14 protein-coding genes and 1 pseudogene are annotated in these 19785 nt (G+C 54.6%); 8 read left to right on the top strand and 7 right to left on the bottom strand.

The genetic code is table 11. From position 1 onward, the window contains the following. Window positions 1-46: 46 nt before the first annotated feature. Both IPM28_01465 and IPM28_01460 read right to left on the bottom strand, forming a co-directional pair. Complete coding sequence (locus IPM28_01465) at window positions 47-892, bottom strand: hypothetical protein (protein MBK9171667.1); 846 nt, start codon at window positions 890-892, stop codon at window positions 47-49. A gap of 234 nt (window positions 893-1126) precedes the next feature. Next, window positions 1127-4423 (bottom strand): VCBS repeat-containing protein, encoded by a 3297-nt coding sequence (locus IPM28_01460; GenBank protein MBK9171666.1) that lies wholly within the window; start codon window positions 4421-4423, stop codon window positions 1127-1129. Window positions 4424-4607: 184 nt separating this feature from the next. Here IPM28_01460 and IPM28_01455 point away from each other — a divergent pair, with 184 nt between their 5' ends. Both IPM28_01455 and IPM28_01450 read left to right on the top strand, forming a co-directional pair. Beyond that, complete coding sequence (locus IPM28_01455; GenBank protein ID MBK9171665.1) at window positions 4608-5165, top strand: sigma-70 family RNA polymerase sigma factor; 558 nt, start codon at window positions 4608-4610, stop codon at window positions 5163-5165. 44 nt (window positions 5166-5209) lie between these two features. After that, window positions 5210-7813, top strand: coding sequence for a serine/threonine protein kinase (locus tag IPM28_01450; protein MBK9171664.1), 2604 nt, complete (start codon window positions 5210-5212; stop codon window positions 7811-7813). A 100-nt stretch (window positions 7814-7913) separates the two neighbouring features. On the opposite strand, the gene IPM28_01445 is transcribed toward IPM28_01450, so the two are convergent. The 4 genes from IPM28_01445 to apbC form a co-directional block, all read right to left on the bottom strand. Then, entirely contained in the window at window positions 7914-10145 is a 2232-nt protein-coding gene (locus IPM28_01445) for a hypothetical protein (GenBank protein MBK9171663.1), read from the bottom strand. A gap of 31 nt (window positions 10146-10176) precedes the next feature. Continuing rightward, window positions 10177-11460 carry a hypothetical protein gene (locus IPM28_01440; GenBank protein ID MBK9171662.1) on the bottom strand — a complete coding sequence of 428 codons (1284 nt, stop codon included), beginning with the start codon at window positions 11458-11460 and terminating at the stop codon, window positions 10177-10179. A 205-nt stretch (window positions 11461-11665) separates the two neighbouring features. Then, on the bottom strand, window positions 11666-12115 hold the full coding sequence (locus IPM28_01435) for a hypothetical protein (GenBank protein ID MBK9171661.1): 450 nt from the start codon (window positions 12113-12115) through the stop codon (window positions 11666-11668). A gap of 6 nt (window positions 12116-12121) precedes the next feature. After that, window positions 12122-13204: an iron-sulfur cluster carrier protein ApbC gene (gene apbC, locus IPM28_01430; GenBank protein MBK9171660.1), complete on the bottom strand. Its 1083-nt coding sequence runs from the start codon at window positions 13202-13204 to the stop codon at window positions 12122-12124. Between the two features lie 54 nt (window positions 13205-13258). Here apbC and IPM28_01425 point away from each other — a divergent pair, with 54 nt between their 5' ends. From IPM28_01425 to IPM28_01405, 5 genes and pseudogenes are all read left to right on the top strand, one after another. Further along, a complete protein-coding gene (locus IPM28_01425) occupies window positions 13259-13864 on the top strand; it encodes a uracil-DNA glycosylase (protein MBK9171659.1) in 606 nt (201 codons plus the stop codon). Window positions 13865-13893: 29 nt separating this feature from the next. Next, window positions 13894-14808 carry a folate-binding protein YgfZ gene (locus IPM28_01420; protein MBK9171658.1) on the top strand — a complete coding sequence of 305 codons (915 nt, stop codon included), beginning with the start codon at window positions 13894-13896 and terminating at the stop codon, window positions 14806-14808. A 1-nt stretch (window position 14809) separates the two neighbouring features. Continuing rightward, window positions 14810-15100: a hypothetical protein gene (locus IPM28_01415; GenBank protein ID MBK9171657.1), complete on the top strand. Its 291-nt coding sequence runs from the start codon at window positions 14810-14812 to the stop codon at window positions 15098-15100. A gap of 6 nt (window positions 15101-15106) precedes the next feature. Next, window positions 15107-15472: pseudogene (locus IPM28_01410) on the top strand (four helix bundle protein). Continuing rightward, on the top strand, window positions 15473-16507 hold the full coding sequence (locus IPM28_01405; protein MBK9171656.1) for an NAD(P)-binding domain-containing protein: 1035 nt from the start codon (window positions 15473-15475) through the stop codon (window positions 16505-16507). It begins immediately after the preceding pseudogene. A gap of 86 nt (window positions 16508-16593) precedes the next feature. Here the strand turns inward: IPM28_01405 and IPM28_01400 are convergent, their stop codons facing one another. Continuing rightward, the gene (locus tag IPM28_01400; GenBank protein ID MBK9171655.1) at window positions 16594-17706 is read right to left on the bottom strand and encodes a hypothetical protein; all 1113 of its coding nucleotides are present in this window, start codon (window positions 17704-17706) and stop codon (window positions 16594-16596) included. A gap of 221 nt (window positions 17707-17927) precedes the next feature. Here IPM28_01400 and IPM28_01395 point away from each other — a divergent pair, with 221 nt between their 5' ends. Then, the gene (locus tag IPM28_01395; GenBank protein ID MBK9171654.1) at window positions 17928-19748 is read left to right on the top strand and encodes a HAMP domain-containing histidine kinase; all 1821 of its coding nucleotides are present in this window, start codon (window positions 17928-17930) and stop codon (window positions 19746-19748) included. Window positions 19749-19785 lie beyond the last annotated feature (37 nt).

Below are 19785 nucleotides of genomic sequence, written 5' to 3'. Positions count from 1 at the left end.
AGCCGCATCACGACGTCCGTTCTCTCGGGTCAGCCGTTCTCGAAGATCACTGCCCAAATACAAATGTCCCGTTCGAATACCTGATCTTCTCAGCATCACCCTTAAGGACGATCTCGATCAGCTTTGCCGAGAGCTGTCTCGCGGTCGCGACGGTGCCGGCATCGCCGGATTGTTTACCTTGAGAATAAAGTGCGAGCGGTATGCCGGTAAAACCTATCAAAATGTCATAGACCGACTGCTTCTCGCGGTCGGTGGTCTTTGCGAATTCGGGTATCTCGTCTATTGAGCGGCTTATGGCCGTATACAACACTCCCATTGCCTCATCACTCGGTTCTTCAGAATCATGATATATGGTCGTCGTACCGACGATAAAGAACGTGAGTGCTCCGGCCACATCATTCTTCCAGCCTTTAGCCGCGGCCTGTGATTCGAACGCGGTCTTTGTTCCGACAAAGATCTGTTTGAGCAGAGCCTTTTCCTCAGCCGAGGTCCCGAGGCTGTCGGCGATCAGCTTGCCGGTATCGACCGCAGCAGATGGCCTGAACTTTCCAAGGTTCTTTGGAGCCGGAACACTATCGACGACGGGGCCGCTGTTTGCCGCGGTGTTACGCGATGCAGCCGTCGTTCGCGAGCGTGATGCCGCTTCGCGTTCAGCCTTTTCGACTGCCGCCCGGCCCCATTTGTTGATCATTGCCTGCCGCATTGTGGCACGCTGAATGTTCATCTGCATCGAGTTGTATATGTTCTGAGTCGCCATCGCGAGCCCGAAACTGCCATAAACGGTTCCGTAACCGGTATTGTATCCGCCGGCATTCGAATTCCAGGTTTGAGCCTTTCCTGAGACACCAAACATACCGAGAATAAAGATAGAGGTTATGATCAGGTTTCGCATCTGTATTTCTCCTATCCAGACTTATTTCAAGAATTTTCAAAAATGTGACCGTTTGCCATGGGTCTCGTGCCAAGACCCGGCCCATGGGATCGTTCGTTAACATCCGCCGAATCTCGCAGAATCATAGTCATACCACAACGCGAGAATTTGCGAGAAACCGGCTCGGTCGATCCATCAACAAGATGCGACCGCCCCGATCGGTGCGGCCGCTACTTGATGCTTGCCGATTCCGGCTTACCTCACGAACGCATTCGGGATCGGGCGGTCAGTGGCGGCACCGAACGGGATGATCTGCGTGCCCGAGGTCGAGCCGAGCATGAACCATGTCGCCGATGACGGGCGGAAGACCGCGGCGTCCGTCTTGCCGTCGCCGTCGTAGTCGCCGGGAACCGGTGTGTCGCCCGCCCCGCCGAACGGGAACGAGTAGAACGAGCCGTCCTCCGATCTCAGGATGAACCATTCACCGGTCGTCGGCCTGAAGAACGCGGCGTCTGCCTTGCCGTCGCCGGTGTAGTCGCCGACCACCGTCCTGTCGGTCGATGTCCCGAACTGGAAAGCACGGTTGCCGCCGTCAGACGACCGCAGGTACCACCATTCGCCCGGGCCCGGACGAAAGATGCCGATGTCCGATTTGCCGTCGCCGTCGTAGTCGGCCGTCACCGGCAGGTCGCCCGAGGCTCCGAAGGTGATGATCGAGACCCCGAGGTCGGACGAACGCTGGATGTACCATGTGTTGTTGGTCGAACGGAAGACCGCCACATCGCCCTTGCCGTCGCCGTCGTAGTCGGCCGGGACGGGTGTGTCGCCCGCTCCGCCGAACGGGAACGAATAGAACGAGCCGTCCTCAGATCTCAGAATGAACCACTCACCCGTGGTCGGCCGGAAGAACGCCACATCCGACTTTCCGTCGCCGGTGTAATCGACCGGTGCGATCGCATCCGTCGACGTGCCGAACTGAAGTGCCGGGACCTGTCCGTCAGAGCTTCTCCGATACCACCACTCTGCCGGCCCCGGACGAAAGATCCCGACATCCGTCTTCCCGTCTCCGTCAAAGTCGAAGGGAACCGCTTTCGGAGAAGCCTTAGCCACATACTGAACTTGTTCCGTGAACGAACCACGGTCAGAATGATCGCCATGGTAACCGCGAGCTCTGATAAATCCTGTGGCATTGGCGTTCGGGATGTTCAGATCCCAGTTGCCTGCCGTTCTTGACCCGCTGCCCAGCGGAACGTAGTTTACTCCATCGGTCGAGCGTTCAAAAACGACTCGTGTGACTTCGGGTGCGTACCACCATCGATACCAACGGATGCGATCGTTCGTCACCTGAAGATCGTAAATAACAGGCTGCGGATAACTTATAGCTGCGAATTGACCGCGGCCCTGCCCATTGATGGCCGTAAAATAACCACCGACCATGATCTTGCCGTCTCGGCGAAGGGTCATTGCAAGGATCTTATCGTTGGCTGTCGTATTCGCGAACTGCGGATTTACACTCCCGTCCGTATTTAATAAAGCGATCTTTGCATGAGGGGCACCACCCACATTTTCAAAGTTTCCCGAGATATAGATCGTCCCCAGGACCGTTTCCGCGATATTGTGGACCGCGCCGTCGAGGTTCGGATTGATGAACGAAGCATCAAACGATCCGTCGGCGTTCAGCCGGGCAATGTTCGTCCGCGCATTTCCGTTGACCCCGGTGAAAGCTCCGGCTATCAGGATCTTACCGTTCTTGTCGATCTTGATATCGAGGAGTTCGCGGACGATGCCGTTAAGAACCGGATTGAATGATGTATCCAGCGTGCCGTTCGCATTCAAGCGGGCAATGCCGGCCCGAGGCGATCCGTTCACGTTCTCAAACGCACCGCCGATGACTATCTTGCCGTCGCTTTGTATCGCGATGACATCGACATAGAAGTCAGCGGTGGCGGTGAACGACGAATCGAGGCTTCCGGTTGCATTCAAGCGGGCAATACGACCTTTGCTGACACCATTGACCGTCGTGAAACCACCGCCGATCACGATCTTGCCGTCACCCTGAACTGCGATCGCGTTGACCCAGCCGCTGGTGTCGAATGTCGGGGCAAATGAACCGTCGATAGAGCCCGAAGGTGTTATGCGTGCGAGCTTTGCCTGAGGTGTTCCGCCGGCCGACGTGAAATCGCCGCCCGCGAGATAGTTTCCATCCTGCTGAACGGCGAGCGAATAAACCCATCCGGTCAACTGCGGGTTTGCAAAAGCCGAGTCGTTGGCTCCGGTCCAGCCGACCCGCGCCATTCCTTGTCGGGCGGCTCCGCCAACGCTTGTGAAGCCGCCGCCGAGCAGTGTCATTCCGTTGCCGAGCGACAACATTGTCGCCGGCGGCGAACCAAGAACCGTCGTGTTCGTGTCTGTATTCAACCGTCCGTCCGGATAGAGGTTTGCGATGCGGTTGATCGAAGGAAAGCCATTGACCGATGTGAAACTCCCGACAATGACCATTTTGCCATCCGGCTGAAGATCAACGTCAAGGATCGTATCGCCGGCCGACCCGACAAAACCGGTGTCGACCGTCCCGTTCATATTCAACCTTACGATCCGCTGAGCATTCGCACCATTAACAGTGGTGAAGAGACCAACGACCAGGATCTTGCCATCAGGCTGTATTCGAGCGTCGTAGGTCGCTGAACCGAAATTCGGTGAAAATGAGTTGTCGACGGTTCCGTTCGGATTCAAGCGGACGATATTGCTGCGCGTTATGTTCGGATCGCCAAACCTACTGAAACCTCCGCATACGATTATTTTGCCGTCGGCCTGAACATGTATCGAATACGTCGTACCGTTCGAACCGGGATAGGCAGCGTTAACATTGAACGTGTTATCGAGGCTGCCATCGACGTTGAGCCGGGCGAAACGCCAACGCGGCTGGCCGTTGACGTTGTTGAATTGACCGGCGATCAGCACCTTGCCGTCCGGTTGGATCGCGATGCCGAACACAGCGCTGTCGACGTCCGGCGCAAATGTCGGATCGACCGATCCGTTAGCGTTGAATCGAACGAGCCTGTTTCGCGGCAACCCGCCTACGGTCGTGAAATGCCCGCCGACGACCACGCGGGCACTTGTATCGACAGCAAGTGCTCCTGCACCGCTGATCGACGCGGTAAATGCTCCGTCGTTCGTTCCGTCGTAATTCAAACGCGCAATACCGCCCGATGCTCCACCGCCGATCGATGAGAAACCGCCAACGACCACCAGCTTAGAACCGCTGACCGCTATTCCCTGAAGTGTGCTGTTGGGGTTTGGGTTATACGTCGTATCAAGGGTGCCGTCGCGATTGAGGCGTGCAAGATGACTCTTTGAAACTCCGTTAACTGACGTAAATAGCTGGCCGGCAATGTATACTGAGCCGGATGTGTCGATGGCAACACGGCCCACGACGCCATTTACATCGCCTTTGAAACCGTCTGATGCGTTCTGGGCGAACGACGTATTCGTCCAAAAAGCAACGAGCGAAATGATGGCCGTAAAGGATGCGAAAATTCTCGTATTGATCATAGCGATTCTCCTAAAACAGGGTCTTGGCGAACCGCTACGCGAAGTTATGGTCCGGGTCGGCTCAATTTACTAAGCAAATTTTGCTTTCTTCAGACATGAGCGACTCGAAGGTGCTGTGGAATAGGCAACTAATTACTGCAACCCCTTGCCAATCGTTGTGATAAACTCTTATCCAGCAAATCGCATGGCGACTGAAGTTACAATCTTACTGAACGAGCTTGGGAAAGATGGAAAAGGAAGTGATCGTGAAACACTTGACCGTCTTTTGCCGCTTGTTTACAACGAACTTCGGCGTCTTGCGGGCAGTTTCTTGAACCGCGAGTACGCGGCTTCGATCCAGACGACCGAGTTAGTTCACGAAGCGTATTTCAAGCTCACAAACCAGCGTTCGGTCGATTGGGAAAACCGCGGCCAATTCTTTGCGATCGCAGCTCAGGCCATGCGGCGGATCTTGATCGATGCTGCCCGTTCAAGACAGGCCAGCAAACGCGACGCCGAGAAACTCGCTCTTGATGACGCGCCGAGCATCCCGGTTGCGGTCGACCGGCAGCTGCTCGAACTTGATGATGCACTCAGGGAATTGGCCGCGTTCGATCCTGATCAGGCACGCCTCGTTGAACTTCGATATTTCGGCGGCCTTACAATCGAGGAGACCGCCGATGTCATGAAGATCTCTCCGGCCACCGTCAAACGCGAATGGGCGGCAGCCCGGGCATGGCTTTTCGACCGGATCAACGGCTAGTGAGCCTGTTGATCGAGGGTTTACGCGTAGTGAGCCGGTTACATATGGATCCGACGCTGTGGAAATCTATCAAAGACGCGTTCGCTCAGGCCCTCGACCTCCCGGAGGACGAGCGCAAAGGATTTGTATCCTCGATCGCACCCGACATTCGTCCGCACGTCGAGAGGCTTTTGAAGGCCGATTCGGCTGCGGAGGGTTTCATCGCTGAGCCGATCCTCGTGGACCGCGGATCAGTTGACGAAACGCTCGGAATTCCCGATCGGATCGACGAATACAAGATCATCAAAGAGATCGGGACCGGAGGGATGGGGGCCGTTTACCTTGCGGAGAATTCCGGCGAGGGATTCAAACAACGCGTCGCGTTGAAGCTGATCAAACGCGGAATGGACACCAGTGCCGTCCTCAAGCGATTTTTGATGGAACGGCAGATACTTGCGAATCTCGAGCATTCGAACATCGCCCGCATGCTTGACGGTGGCTCGACCTCGGATGGCGTTCCATACTTCGTGATGGAATATGTCGAGGGGGCCGAGATCAGGCGCTATTGCAACGACAATCGTTTCGGCCTGAACGAACGCCTTGACCTCTTTCGCAAGGTCTGCGGTGCGGTCTCAAACGCTCATCAGAAATTGGTAGTTCATCGCGACCTCAAACCTAGCAATATCCTTGTCACCAACTCCGGCGAACCCAAACTCCTCGATTTTGGAATCGCGAAGCTCCTCGCTCCGGACTGGAGTGCCGATACCCAAGAAGCGACCCTTACCCAATTTCGTGTAATGACACCGGAATACGCGTCGCCCGAGCAAATAGCCGGCGAGCCGACGTCGACATCGACGGATGTTTACAGCCTTGGCGTGATCCTATACGAACTGCTTACCGGACAAAGGCCGTACGATACACGCGGTAAAGCCCCGCAAGAACTTGTTGAAAGCGTCCTTTCAAAAGATCCGCCGCGACCGTCCACGGTCGGAACCGGGGCCACATCTGGCCGATCGCGGCAAACCGACCGGGCCGAAGATCGTGACACCAACGGAAATGCGGCGATCGAACCTGAGCCCGAGAACACCGTTGATAGAAAACTCCTACAGGGCGATATCGATAATATTATTCTGAAGTCGCTTCGACGTGAACCGGAGAGACGTTATCAATCGGTTCAGGAATTTTCCGAGGACATCCGACGGTTTCAGGAAGGCCTTCCCGTTTCGGCCACGGCCGACTCGCGCGGCTACCGGTTTCAAAAATTCTTCAAGCGCCACAAAGCAGGTGTGATCGGGGGCTCGGCAATAGCGTTGCTTCTGTTGACCGCGACGGGCGTGACCGGCTGGCAATATACGGTCGCTCAACGCGAGCGTCAAAAGGCCGAACAACGGTTCAACGAGACGCGTGGACTCGCAAGAAGCGTGCTCTACGAACTCTACGATTCGATCGACGCGATCCCGGGTTCGACAAAAGCAAGGGAATTGCTCGCCATCAAGGCTCTTGAGTATCTGGACCGTCTTGCAGCCGAGGGCAGCAACGATCCTTATCTGCTTACGGAACTTGCCGATGGATATCACCGGATCGGAAATATTCAAGGCGGTTATGGCCAGGCAAACCTGGGTCAGAGCGCCGAGGCCCGTAAGAGTTACGAGAAATCGCTGTCGATACTTAAGGCGATAGTAGACGGTGGTGAAACCGATCCGAAGTTCAAGACGAAGCTGGCATTTGCCTACGCCAGGATGGGCGATATCGATTTTCTCGAAGCCAACATTCAGGGCTATTACGAAAATCATAAGCGAAGTTTGGACCTGTTGATCGAGATCGAACCGGAACGAGGCAGCGACATCGATCTTGTATATGAGCTTGGCGCAGCCTACATAAATGTCGGGCGCGGAGCAGCGACCGTAAACAAGCCTGAAGAAGCCGCTGAGATGATAAAGAAGGGAAAGACGATCTTTGAGGAGCTTTTAAAAAAGGATCCCGCAAATCTCCGGATCATCAACGCCGTTGTTCTTTCGCATGATAATTTGGGCGAGGTCTATTCGGGCTTTGGCAACAAGCAGCTTGCACTTGAAGAATTCCGTCGTTCAAAAGCTTTGATCGAGGAAGCCTTGTCGGCGAACCCTGACAACGCTGATCTTATGCGAACATCGGTCGTCTCGAATTCAAGTATCGTGATCGCAGCCACCGACCTCGAAGCATACGATGAAGCAATGGCGAGCGTGGAGATCGCGATCGAACGTGCGAAAAAGCTCGGGGCGAACGATTCGGGGAACAACGATGCCGCAATGATGATCGCCCTTACCTCGGGATACAAAGGCCGCATTCTGACACGCTCGGGAAGGTGGAAGGAGGGTATTGAGGTTTTGCAGAAGTCGCAGGCCGAATTTGCCAAGGTCGTTGCAAAAGACCCGAACAATCAGATCGCTCCGTTTCAGGCCGCAGGATTTGATGATGAGATCGGACGGGCATATCTCGCTATCGGCCTCGCCGAAAAGAACCCTCGGGAGAGGACTGCTGCCTTGCAAAAGGCCCGTCAATTTCTGCAAAAAGCCTTCGATGTATACAAGAAATATCGCGATGCCGGGATAACGGTCGCTGAGGATGCGAAGGTGACTGACGAGGTCGAGGCACTTTTAGCGAAATGCGACGAAGCCTTGAAGCGATGAAGCGCTCGATCTGATTTCAAATTCCTCAAACCGGTTTCTAGCTATAAGGAAAGGGCACACAAGTTCATTGCTGTGCCCTTCTGTGTTTATCAGGTGCCGGTCATTTGCCGCAGCGGGCCAACTGCCAACTCCAGGTAATAGTCGATTTGTCGGGCCCGGTCACGGTTTTTGACCCGACAAGGATCTCACCCGTTTCGTCAAAATAACGCTCGCCGTACCGGCCGTCCTCTAGTCTGTCACTTAACGCAAGTACGCCTTCCTTGTAGTCCTCAAACGCCGATTCTCTGTCGATCGGGCAGTTTGTCTCGTCTATTTCAAGAAATTCCCTCTGCATCGCCTTGAACATTGGCGTAGAAAGCCCGAGAGCGAGGCTGAAGTCACGCTGGCCGGCGCGGTAGTTGACGTCCGAGGGATGAGAAAAGACCTCAGAATAGGTCGTCTCCTTGCCGGAGCGGAACGAGACATCATATTTGCCCTCCACCGGGCCGCAGCACGGATCGGCTTCGCGTTTACCGGTAAACACATCGCTGCGTTTTCCATGAACATAGAAGCTCGCCGGTTTTCGATCCGCCTTCGCTTCGATCTCTTCTTTTGTACGAGGATTGAGCGCGATAATAGCGTTGTCGTTTTCGTAGATCTGTCTGAAACCGTCGCCGGTGGAGTTTCCGTTGCTGGTCCGCGTCCCTTTTACAACGATCGTCGATCGCAATTCTCTTTTGTAGGTGATCTCGCCGCCCCAATCGGCCGTGCAGGGTTGCCAATCGCGGACGGGAACTTTCACGTTGTAAGCTTTGATCGGTATCTTTGTTACCAGATCCGCAACTACCTCAAGCACCGCGAGCGGATCGATCGCGGTACCAAGCCCGAGCTTTACGATCTTGGGAATGTCCTTGCTCGCGTCCATTTTTTCGAGGGCGATCTTCGCATTCAAGCTGACGCGTTTGGGAAGCGGAACGACCGGCTGATTTGAAAGGTCGGTCGGCTGCGGTTTGCCAGTTAGCTTGATGGTATTCTCACCGTTCGCATCCGTCGTCTGCCGACTGATGTCGCCGCGGTTTGCAGCATCGACAAAGGTCGGAACTGATGTGAATCGCTCGTAGCCTTTTCCGGAAAGCATAACCTCCCAGCTGACTGTCACGCCTGCCATCGGCCCTCCCTTGGGCACGCTTACACTGATATCTGTGTGGTTTCCAACCGCAGCACCGATGCAATTAATGAACTCAGAGTGATTGAAATTCATCACGACCTTGATCTTCACATTGCGCGTTTCGCCAACTCTGTTCCCGCTTTGCTTTGTTCGGATCAACGGCATTGGCTGTTCGAGGTCGAAGGTGGCAACAAGATTCAAGAACGCCATTACTACCTTCGCCCATGCCATTGCGGCATTTACGACCGAGGCTCCTTTTACCACCTGGCTGTTCTTGATCTTATCGAGCGTGTTGATGTCCTTTGTCAGTTCGCCGAACGTCTTGACCGTATCGACCACTTTCTTTCCCGTCTTGACCGTTTTTTTGAAAGACGAAATATCGGTGATCGCATCGCAAAGTCCGACGGTGGGCCGCTTCCATGAGGCGTTGACGAAATTCAACTCACCGGTTGCAAAGGAGGGCTTCCGGAAAACGCGGGCTGAATCGCCGCCGAGATTTTCGAACTTCGTCAACAGATCAAGCAGAAGAAGGCGCTCGATCAGGGATGCCTGGATCATGTTCAGCTTTATCGCGGAGGGCGCGGCAGCGGCGAGATCGCCGTTCTCCGGTACAAGCCGGCTCATTTCAAAGAGCATGCCGGCATTGAACTGTATGTGCGGGTCCTTGGAGTTTCGCATTGCCCGAATATCGGTGAGCATCAGCCGGGAAACGTCGGCAGGCGACATCTGCGAACCGTCGCCCGAATACCCACGGGCCAGTTTGTCGAGCGACGAGCCGAGTCCGAAACCGAGGCCGCGAAGCATACCGGCGACCTCGAAATCAAAGAAACCGATGTCGAGCCCCGGGCCGGACGCGGGTGAATACAGGACCTTGTCCCGTTCGTCCATTATGTAGAATCCGCCTTTCTGGAGCGCGGCGATCAGCAGCGGCAGAGCATCGTCCTCAAATTTCATTATCCGACGGGCAGCTTCGGCGCCGGCTTTGAATGACGGATTTGCACCGATCACGGCAGCTTCGGGAAGCCCCTTTTCCGGGAATGCGGAGAGCGGGTCGGACGCGTCCGTTTCGCCGGGCTTTTCGTCCTTGAGGGAGCTAAGCGGAAACATCTTTGGCTGTGCGACGATAGCCGCGGCTGCGGTCAAGCACAACATCACGGCTGCGGCAAAAAAGCGGATTCGTTGCATGGTAAAGACTCCTTGATGAAGAGGGACGCCGTTATTTAAGCTTTGCGATCACACCGGGCATCGCCTTTTCGATCGCTGCCCGGACGGCATCATTTGCATTGCCCTTTACCTTTTCCACAGCCGGAATCGCAGCGACGATGGTCTTGCGATCCTGGGCGTAGACCGTGATCGTGATCTCTGCCTCCGAACTTCCTGCCTTTGCGGCGTCGGTATTGCCGGTGACCTTTCCGAAAAGGCCGCCGATCTTCGACGCACCAGATTCTTTAGCCTTTCCGATATCGATGGAAATGACGTTCGCGAAATTGCCCGTCTGAAGTTCGGCCTGCGACGTGATCATATAGCCCGAGATCCCGGCGGCCGAAAGTTTTGACGAGATCAGGCTGCGGAGCTCATTCTGTTCGAGCTTTGAGCTGCTGCCGGAAAAGAAATCGATCGCGACGGTTTTCATTGATCGTCCGGTTGCTGTCGCCGCCGGCCTATTGCCGATCTGAGTGATCGCGGTCATGTCCACGTTTTGTCGGGCCCGCATCAATTCCGAAAGAGAATCGGCTTCGGCGTAGTCCTTTGGGACCTCGAACAAGGCCTGGTCGAGCGTCGCTTTTGACAGGGCGGTCGTCACAAGTTTGATCGTCATCGTCTTTTTACCGTTCTCGTAACCGGTGGTCGTTCCCTCAAGAAAAAAGCCTCCGTCCTGCGCCGACTTGATAATTACACGCGGGCGGCAGCCGCCGCGGTCCGGGGCCGGCGGAACGGCAACGCGGCACGACTCGCTCCGAAGCTGCAGATCGACATACCAGCCTTCTTCTTCCATCCGAACGCTTGCTGCACCGTCACACGAATCGGCAGATGATTCGATCGTTCTGACGACCTTCAGCCAGCGAGCGGGCAAACCGAACATCGTCTGCCGTTTTCCGCTGTCGGTCACGGTCGAGCCGATTGTTACGGTGCCTTTGATCACGACCTTTTGAGCCGGCCGCCGACTCAGCTTTTCTGGGGGTACTGCAGACCAGTCGTAGTAGTCAATGAAGAACATCTTTGTCTTGTCGTTGAGCGTGACGTCCTGTTTAATATCACACTGCGAGATCGTCGTCAGACTGGGCATGAAACTCTCGATCATCTCCTGGCTTATGCCCGCGGCTGCTTCGCCAAATATGGTCTTCGATTCACGCCGCTGGCGAACACCTTTTGCATATACCGTTATCTCGGACGAAAAGTCCTCGACCGTTGTGCGTTGCGAGATCTTATAGTCTGCAAATGCCAAATTTGACGACACAAGGACGATCAGCAATGCGTAAGAAATCAAACGTGCGTTCATGTTATTTACCTCGGTCTGTTTGGAAAATATTCGCGGATGTGAAAATTGGCAGGACCCGCGAATAATACATCACCCCACTACGCGTTTTCAACCGAAAAAGCGGCTCAAGATCGACGGTTCAAAAATAAAAGGTTGGTAAGTGGCGAAGATCGGGTCAAAACGCGTCGGCGCGGCCCAAATTGAACCGGTTATCCGATCATTGGCTTTAAGAATCACCTAGCCACGCGACCATTGAGACCAGCAAGAGTGTGTTCAGGAAAGCGAACGCGGATGCGGCAACCCAGACCCGCCAGCGTTTTGCGGAGTCTGTGTTATATCCATAACTCGCCATTGGGCTTGATCCGAGCTGTTTATTGTCCTCGACATCGGGAAATCTCATTCGCAGAAACGCGTAGGCTGCGTAAAAACCAAACCCCAGAGGTAAGGAAATGGCAGCGATGCCGGGAGTGTCTGAAAGGCTGAACACCTCTGTGAAGAGATTATAAAGCTGGCTGGCGAAAATCGTGGAAATCATCCACACCGCAGCATTGAGCGATGCGAAAAGCAAAAAGAACCGTCGTCGGAACTTCGTGTCACCAAGGCTTTCTGCAACTTTCGCTACGACGGCCGCGGTCTCGGCATCGCGTTTCTCCGATCTTTTCGAAGATCCGAACATGGTCAGCTAGTTAGCCCGCGACAAGATCGTTAACTCCGGCTTCATCGCCTCTATCGAGACCTGGCGGGCGACCTCTTCGGCAACTGTGCGAAACGCGTCGGCCTGCAGTGAATCAGGGGTTGAGATAACCACCGGGACACCCTTGTCGCCGCTCTCGCGAACCTCGAGCCCGATCGGGACCTGGCCGAGAAAATTCAAGCTGTATTCCTCGCAAATACGCTGTCCGCCGCCGCTGCCGAAGATCTCGTATTTGGTTCCGGTATCCGGAGCTATGAAATACGACATATTCTCGATCACCCCGAGAACCGGCACGGCGACCTGTTCGAACATCTTTATTGCCCGCCGCACGTCAGAAAGCGAGACCTCTTGCGGTGTGGTCACCAAGACCGCACCCTGCACCGGTACGAGCTGCGCCAGCGAAAGCTGAACGTCGCCGGTGCCGGGCGGCATATCGACGATCAGGTAATCGAGCTCGCCCCAGTTAACATCTGTCAAAAACTGTCGAACGACGCCATGAAGCATCGGCCCGCGAAGGATCATCGGCTTATCTCGAGGAACGAGCACGGCCATCGAGATCATCTTTATCCCATGAGCCTCGATCGGCTGAAGCTGTCCGTTCATTACCTCAGGCTGATCGTACCCGGTGCCGAGCATCATCGGGATATTGGGCCCGTAGACGTCAGCATCCATTATGCCGACCTTTGCACCCTGCGCCGCCAAAGCCACCGCGAGATTCACCGCGACCGTCGATTTGCCTACGCCGCCTTTGCCCGACGAAACGGCGATAATGTTCTTCACGCCCGGTATGGCGACGTTGTTGGCGATCCCACGTCCTTGCGGGACTTCGGCATCCATCGTCACTTTGACCGAGCCTACGCCGTCGAGGCCGCCCACGATACCGATCGCCTCTGATTCCATCTGTTCTTTGACAGGGCAGGCCGGCGTGGTCAAAACGATACGAAATGCTACCTCATCGCCGTTGATGGCGACGTCGCGAACGAACCCGAGCGTGACGATGTCTTTCCGCAGATCGGGGTCGATGATCTGCTTTAACGCTTCGAGGATCTTTTCTTCTGTTATTTGACTCATTGTATGTCCGGTTTCAATTGTTATGTCCAAAAGGATATTCTATCAAATTCGGATATGAAGTTGTCCAAGGAGAATCAGTTTGATGTGCTATGCCGCAACGCGAAGGCGTGCAGGCTATGTCCCGAACTTGCCGACAAGACCGCCGTCATGAGCGAATTGAACGGATCTTTGACTCCGAAGGTGCTTTTTATTGCTGAAGCTCCTGGCCGCCGGGGCGCCGATCGGACTCGGCGTCCGTTTTATGGCGATAAGTCAGGTGAGAATTTTCAAACGCTGCTTGATTCCATCGCTTTAAGCCGCGAAGACATATTCATTACCAATGCTGTGATGTGCAGCCCGCGAACCGCGACCGACGCAAACCGCAAGCCGACCCGGACCGAGGTCCGAAACTGTTCATCGTTCCTTAGGCAAACCATCGAATTGATCGACCCGCCCGTGGTCGCGACACTCGGCGGCACAGCGCTCGATGCGATCAAAGCGATCGAGGCCCACGGGCTCTCTCTGAGGCAGCATGCCGGGAGCATTACGACATGGGGTCACCGGCGGCTCGTGCCTCTTTATCACCCAAGCCCGCAAGTGATCGCCGCTCAGCGTGGTTTAGGCATCCAACTCGGACACTTTCAAACTCTGAAGAACGCGATCGACGGCCATCTGGATTAGCAGACCGCGATTCTTTACAATTGAATCGAATGGATATCTCAGCATACCAGCATCTTCGCAACGGCGGCGTCGGATTCCACGAGCAGCAACGCGGCCTTTCTGCCGTTTGGGGCAAAGAAGCGGTGCAATTCCTCGATGGCCTGATAACGAACGACATGAAAACCCTCGAGGACGGAAAGCAGATGCTTGCCGCGTTCCCGAACGCTCAAGGGCGTCTGCTGGCGGTTGTGCGAGTGCTGCGGCAAGGCGACCGATTCCTGATCGAGACCGAAGAAGCCACGCGGGAGAAGATCTTTCAGAATCTTTTCCGTTTCACATACGCGGGCGATTTTTTTGTTGAGGAACTTTCGGAGCAGTATCGATACATCGAGATATGGGGCGATCTCCCTGTTCCGCCGCCTCCGGCCGGTATTGCATTCTCGGGTCATTCAGCGACCGGGTATTTTATACCCACGGATGCTGCCGATGACCTTATCGATTCACTGTCTGCAAACAACGCCGTTGAGATCACCGACGAACTTTACGAGAACCTGCGGATCGAATCGGGCATACCAAAATATGGCGTCGATATGGACGAGACGACCATCGTCCCGGAACTTGGGCTCGACGGTCTTATCTCATACACAAAGGGCTGTTACATCGGCCAGGAGATAATCGCCCGCATCCACTTTCGAGGCCACGTGGCAAAGCAGTTGACGGGTTTGATCCTCAACGAGGGCTTCGACCCAGCGGCCGACAAAGGCGAGGAGCCCGCGGCTCAGTCGATGGAATTGACCGCCCCCGACGGCAGGCCCGCCGGCCGTATAACTTCGAATACCTACTCGCCGAAGCTCGATCGGCAAATTGCATTGGCGTTCGTACGACACGAACACCTTGCTGAAGGAACTGAGCTAAAATGCGGTGACGCAGGTGGCACTGTTGCGAAATTGCCGTTCGTTATCTGAAATGAACGTTGCCCGTATCAATATGGACGAACTCGACATCGACTTGCCGAACGCGAAACTCGCGTACACGATAATTCAATCGCTGCTTGATGCGAACGAGGCCTTGAGCGACCTTCTTGTCGTTGCGGCGCATGCTCTCGATGAGGACGTGACAAAGGCCCTAACGATGACCGGCGAATGGCAGAAGTATCTCGAATCGAAACGCGAGCTTGAGCGGACGAAGGAACAGATCGAACTTTTCACTCAGGTCCTGCGGGTGATGGACGAGGTCCGGGAAGTGGATAACGGATAGTGGACAATGGACAATCCTTCGGAAAACCCGCTCGCTTCGAAAACCTATGCCTTCGCTAGGCGCATTATAAAGCTTTATCGTCATTTGATTTAAGAACACAGGGAGTACGTGCTCTCTAAGCAGATCCTACGATGTGGTACTTCGGTTGGAGCGAATGTTGCCGAGGCGAATCAGGCTCAGTCGAAAGCAGACTTCATCAGTAAATTGTCGATTGCTTTGAAGGTAGCCGTTGAAACCGACTATTGGCTCCGGCTGCTGAGAGACGAACAATTCAATAAAAATGCCCAAGCCGAATCGTTGCGTGATGACTGTAGTGAGATCATCAAAATGCTGACCGCGTCTATAAAGACAGTTAAGAGAGGGCTTCAATAATTGTCCACTATCCACTATCCACTATCCACTGAAAAGGTCCTTGACCTTGTCATCATCGGAGCGGGACCGGCAGGTATTTCGGCGGCGTATGAGGCGAAGCGTGCGGGGCTGGAGTATGTCGTGATCGAGAAAGGGTTGATCGGGAATACGATCTACAACTATCCGGTCGGGCTGACGGTTTTTTCCACGACGAATGAGCTTGAGTTTAACGACGGAGATCTGAAGCCTGCTCGTGAAAAGCCTACGCGTGAGGAGCTTCTTTCATACTACGTGCGGTTCGTGCTTGATAATGAGCTGAATGTGCGGACGGAAGAGAAGGTCAGTTTCGTCGGTAAGATCGAGTTTGCAAACTCGCCTCGCCGTGAGGACATTGCCTATCGGGTCGTGACGGATAAAGGCTTTTACGACGGTAAGAACGTGCTGTTTGCCATCGGGGCGATGGACCATCCGCGAAAGCTGGGTGTGCCGGGCGAGGAGTTGCCTAAGGTGCATGATGTGTTTCGCGAGACGTATCCTTGGGTGCGGAAGCATGCGATGATCGTCGGCGGCGGGAATTCGGCGGGCGAGGCGGCGTTGTTTCTGGCTCAGGAAGGTGCCGAGACGACGCTGGCGATCTTTCGGTCGGATTGGGAGAACAATGATCCGAAGCAAGGCTGCATAAAATATTGGGTCAAGCAGCCGCTCGAAAAAGAGTTGAAGGAACATTGTTTGAAGCTTTTCTTTCTCGGCAAGGTGATCGAGATCCTTGAGGGAGAGGTCGAGCTTGAGAACGAAGCGGGTGAGCGGGTCGTGATCCCGAACGATGTCGTGTTCGTGCTGATCGGTTCGGACGCTGATCTGACGATGCTGAAATCGCTCGGCGTCGAAACCGAGCAAGGTAAGCACGGCGAGGTTCCGGTTTACGATCCGGGGACCTTCGAGACGAACGTCCCCGGCATCTACGTTGCCGGGCATTTTACCAACCACCGCCACATCAAGCCGGCGATCGATGCGGGCCGGACTGTCTCGGCCGCTGTTGCGGCCCGATCAAAGTGATCCATTGTTCGAGCTCGTAATTCAAAAAAAGGACAGAGCCGAAATTTAGGCTCCGTCCGATTTTCTGTTGGTATTTGTCGGTGAGACTAGTTGGTCTCAGCCGGTTTCGACGTTCTGATCATGATCTTCTGATCTGAGAAGCGATCCGCAATATTTGCCGGGTTTACTTCGAAGGATGTCACATCAAAGATCTCGGTCGTTTGTCCACCCGCGGTCGTTGTCCATCGATAGGGAAGCAAAACGCCGCCCGTGCTCCTGAAGTCGGCAAACTTCACCAAAGCATCGGTCGTTTCGGCGTTTACGTCGATTCGTTTCGTGAAAACAACATCTTCTTTCGATTCACCGCCATTTGGTGCGTCGCGTGTAAATTTCACGATCTGCGGCATGGCAAGGCCTTTGTATCCAAATGCGACCGGCAGATTGGTGCTCTTGTCGAGGTGAAGACGATAGGTCGAGCCGGCGAACGAAGCGGCAATGATGTTTACGTTTGTTCCGTCAACTGTGCCCTCGCCGTCGAACGTATAGCTTACGTCCATGCCGTCCGGAGCCTTTACGAGGAGCATTAGAGCCATTCTAAGCAGTTCGTTCTGCCTGACGCCGCCGTGAAGTTCGGCCGGGCTGCCGGTACGGACAACAACCTTTTCGACATTTTCTCCGCCATCGCCCTTGCCTTTCCAAACGAAGTCGCCTGATGGCGGTGCGGTTCTGACTATGACCTTCTTGCCGTCGTCGGTCGTAAATTCGCCGTTCGAGCCTTTCTTGATAACGAACGTCTTACCGTCGGTCGTCGTGAATTCAGCATCCTTGCCCTCGAGTTTCGCCGCTTCGCCCTCACCCTTTCGCATCACTATCACGTCGTGGCTCTTGATGACATGCTTTTCGCCCGCAGCCACACCGTCTGCGTTCCCGATCTTGATCTTTTTCATCAGCTTATCGGGAAATTGCATAGCTATCTCGGTCTCGCCTTGTTCGGTCCTGTCGGCGCCGTCTATCTTGATCGTTGTGGACGTTCGTCCGACGATGACCATACTGCGAACCTCGGCCAATGCCGCATCACCGCCCAGAGCCTGGCGAGCCTTGGCTATGATATCCAGGGCCTTCTGGTCTGACTTGAGACCAGCACGAACGCTGTCGGCCAATTCGCCCAGGCCGATAAAGAAAACCGCAACAAAAAGTACCGAAACAATAAATCTCTTCATAATTTGCCTCCGCCAAAATTTTCTATTGCCGGGGTCGCGATCCGTGTCACTGACTTCAGGAGGAAGTATGCTTAATATGGCAAAATCACTCTCCCGGCATTGTGGATTATTCCAGTTTGTATCGTCCAAATGGTTAAGACAACGCAAAGAAATTGTAAAGAATGTAAAATCTGCCGAAAAACGATAGACAAGGGCAATTCTACAATAGAAAATGGGAACCGATGAAGAGATCGTGGCCAACATTGATATCGCTCCTCTTGCTAGGTAGTGCACTCGTACTGCTCGGGGCACTTCAATATCGTTGGCAATCGCAGATCAGCGAGAACGAACGCACAAAAATGGAAAAGCGCGTTCAGGATGCGGCGGAACGATTCGCCGAGGACTTCAATCGCGAGATCCAGGCTGCTTACGTAAATTTCCAGCTCGATGCCGATACATGGCGTTCCGGAAGCTCGGTTCAGTTCAACGAGAGATATGATTATTGGCGCGGAAGGACCGGCTATCCGGAATTGATAAAGGACTTCGTCTTTTTTGAAACCGGCTCAGATGCTCTCCCGATGAAGTTCGATCGATCGACCAGGGAATTCAAAACGGCCGAATGGACGCCGGACCTTCGTGAACTAAAGCAACAGTCGCTGAAGGAGAAGAATCGAAAAGCGGTCGATACAAGCCGGTTTCTGTTGCTTGTTCCGGCCCACGAATCGACCCGCAATATCGAGAGAATAGTGGTCCGAAGCAGTCAGGCAACCGAGCCTCCTGTGATAAATTTACCGGGGCGTTTTGGTTATCTGGCGGTCTTTCTCGATGAAAACGTAATAAAGGACGAACTGGTACGCACACTCGTGCAAAAGCACTTTCCCGACGACGAGTTCGATCTAGCCATATTTGACCGCGAGGGCAATAGCGTTTTTTCTAAAGGCGGCCCAGTATCGGGCAAGGATGCGTCGGCTCCGCTTTTTGACCTATCGACGGACAGCTTCATTTTCTTTTCGAATCGTGATGCGTTGCCTGCGGGCGTTGCTCAACGCCAAAGGAGCGACGTGATCGTCAATCAACGCATCGAGACCCAAACGTTCAGCAGCTTGCAGACCAATAGCAATTCCACCTCGGGTATGGTCACGGTGGAAATGAAACGCGGAGGCCAACCGAGATCTCAGATCTTTTCGACTCTCGCAGATGGTCAGCCCGCATCGTGGACCTTGACCGCTCAGCACCGTGACGGCTCGATCGACGCGTTCGTAACGAACGTAAAGATCAGAAACCTTGGAATTGGCTTTGGAATACTCACGCTGATGGCACTTGCTGCAGGCGCGATCATCTATTCCGCCCAGCGATCAAAAGCCTATGCTCAACGACAGGTCGATTTCGTTTCATCGGTCTCGCATGAGTTTCGGACACCGCTGGCCGTGATCTACTCGGCGGGCGAAAATCTGGTCGATGGTGTAGCGAGCGACCGCGAACAGGTTGCACGGTATGGCGAGTTGATCAAGGGTGAGGGCAAGAAGCTTACGTCGATGGTCGAGCAGATCCTGGAATTTGCCGGGGCACAGTCGGGACGCAAGAAGTATAACTTCGCCGAGACCGATCTCGCGACCGTCGCGCAAAAGGCTATCCGCGAGTCGATGCCGCAGCTCGAAGAAAATGCTTTTAAGATCGAGACCGATATTGACCCCGATCTGCCGCCGGTCTCAGCCGATGCAGATGCTCTGACCGGTGCGGTCCAAAATCTGATCCAGAACTCGATCAAGTACAGCAACGGAACCCGATGGCTTCGCGTTTCGACATCCAGGACCTCCGGGGGATTTGAGATCGCGGTGGAAGATAAGGGAATCGGCATCGCCCAGGGCGACCAACGGATGATCTTCGAACCGTTTTACAGATCCAAGGAAGTGGTCGATGCGCAGATCCACGGCAATGGACTCGGGCTGAGCCTTGTGAAGGAGATAGCCGAAGCTCACGGCGGCACCGTGCGCGTCGCAAGTGAGGCAGGGAAGGGGAGCCGGTTCACGATCGAGCTGCCCGGCTCATTACAGATCGCCTGACCGAATTCGTCTTGTTGAATCCGTGTCGACCTTCGAA

It is taken from the genome of Chloracidobacterium sp. (assembly GCA_016716305.1).
Classification (GTDB): domain Bacteria; phylum Acidobacteriota; class Blastocatellia; order Pyrinomonadales; family Pyrinomonadaceae; genus OLB17.
Note: the sequence above shows the minus strand (reverse complement) of the source record. Positions and strands in the feature narration are given on the sequence as shown.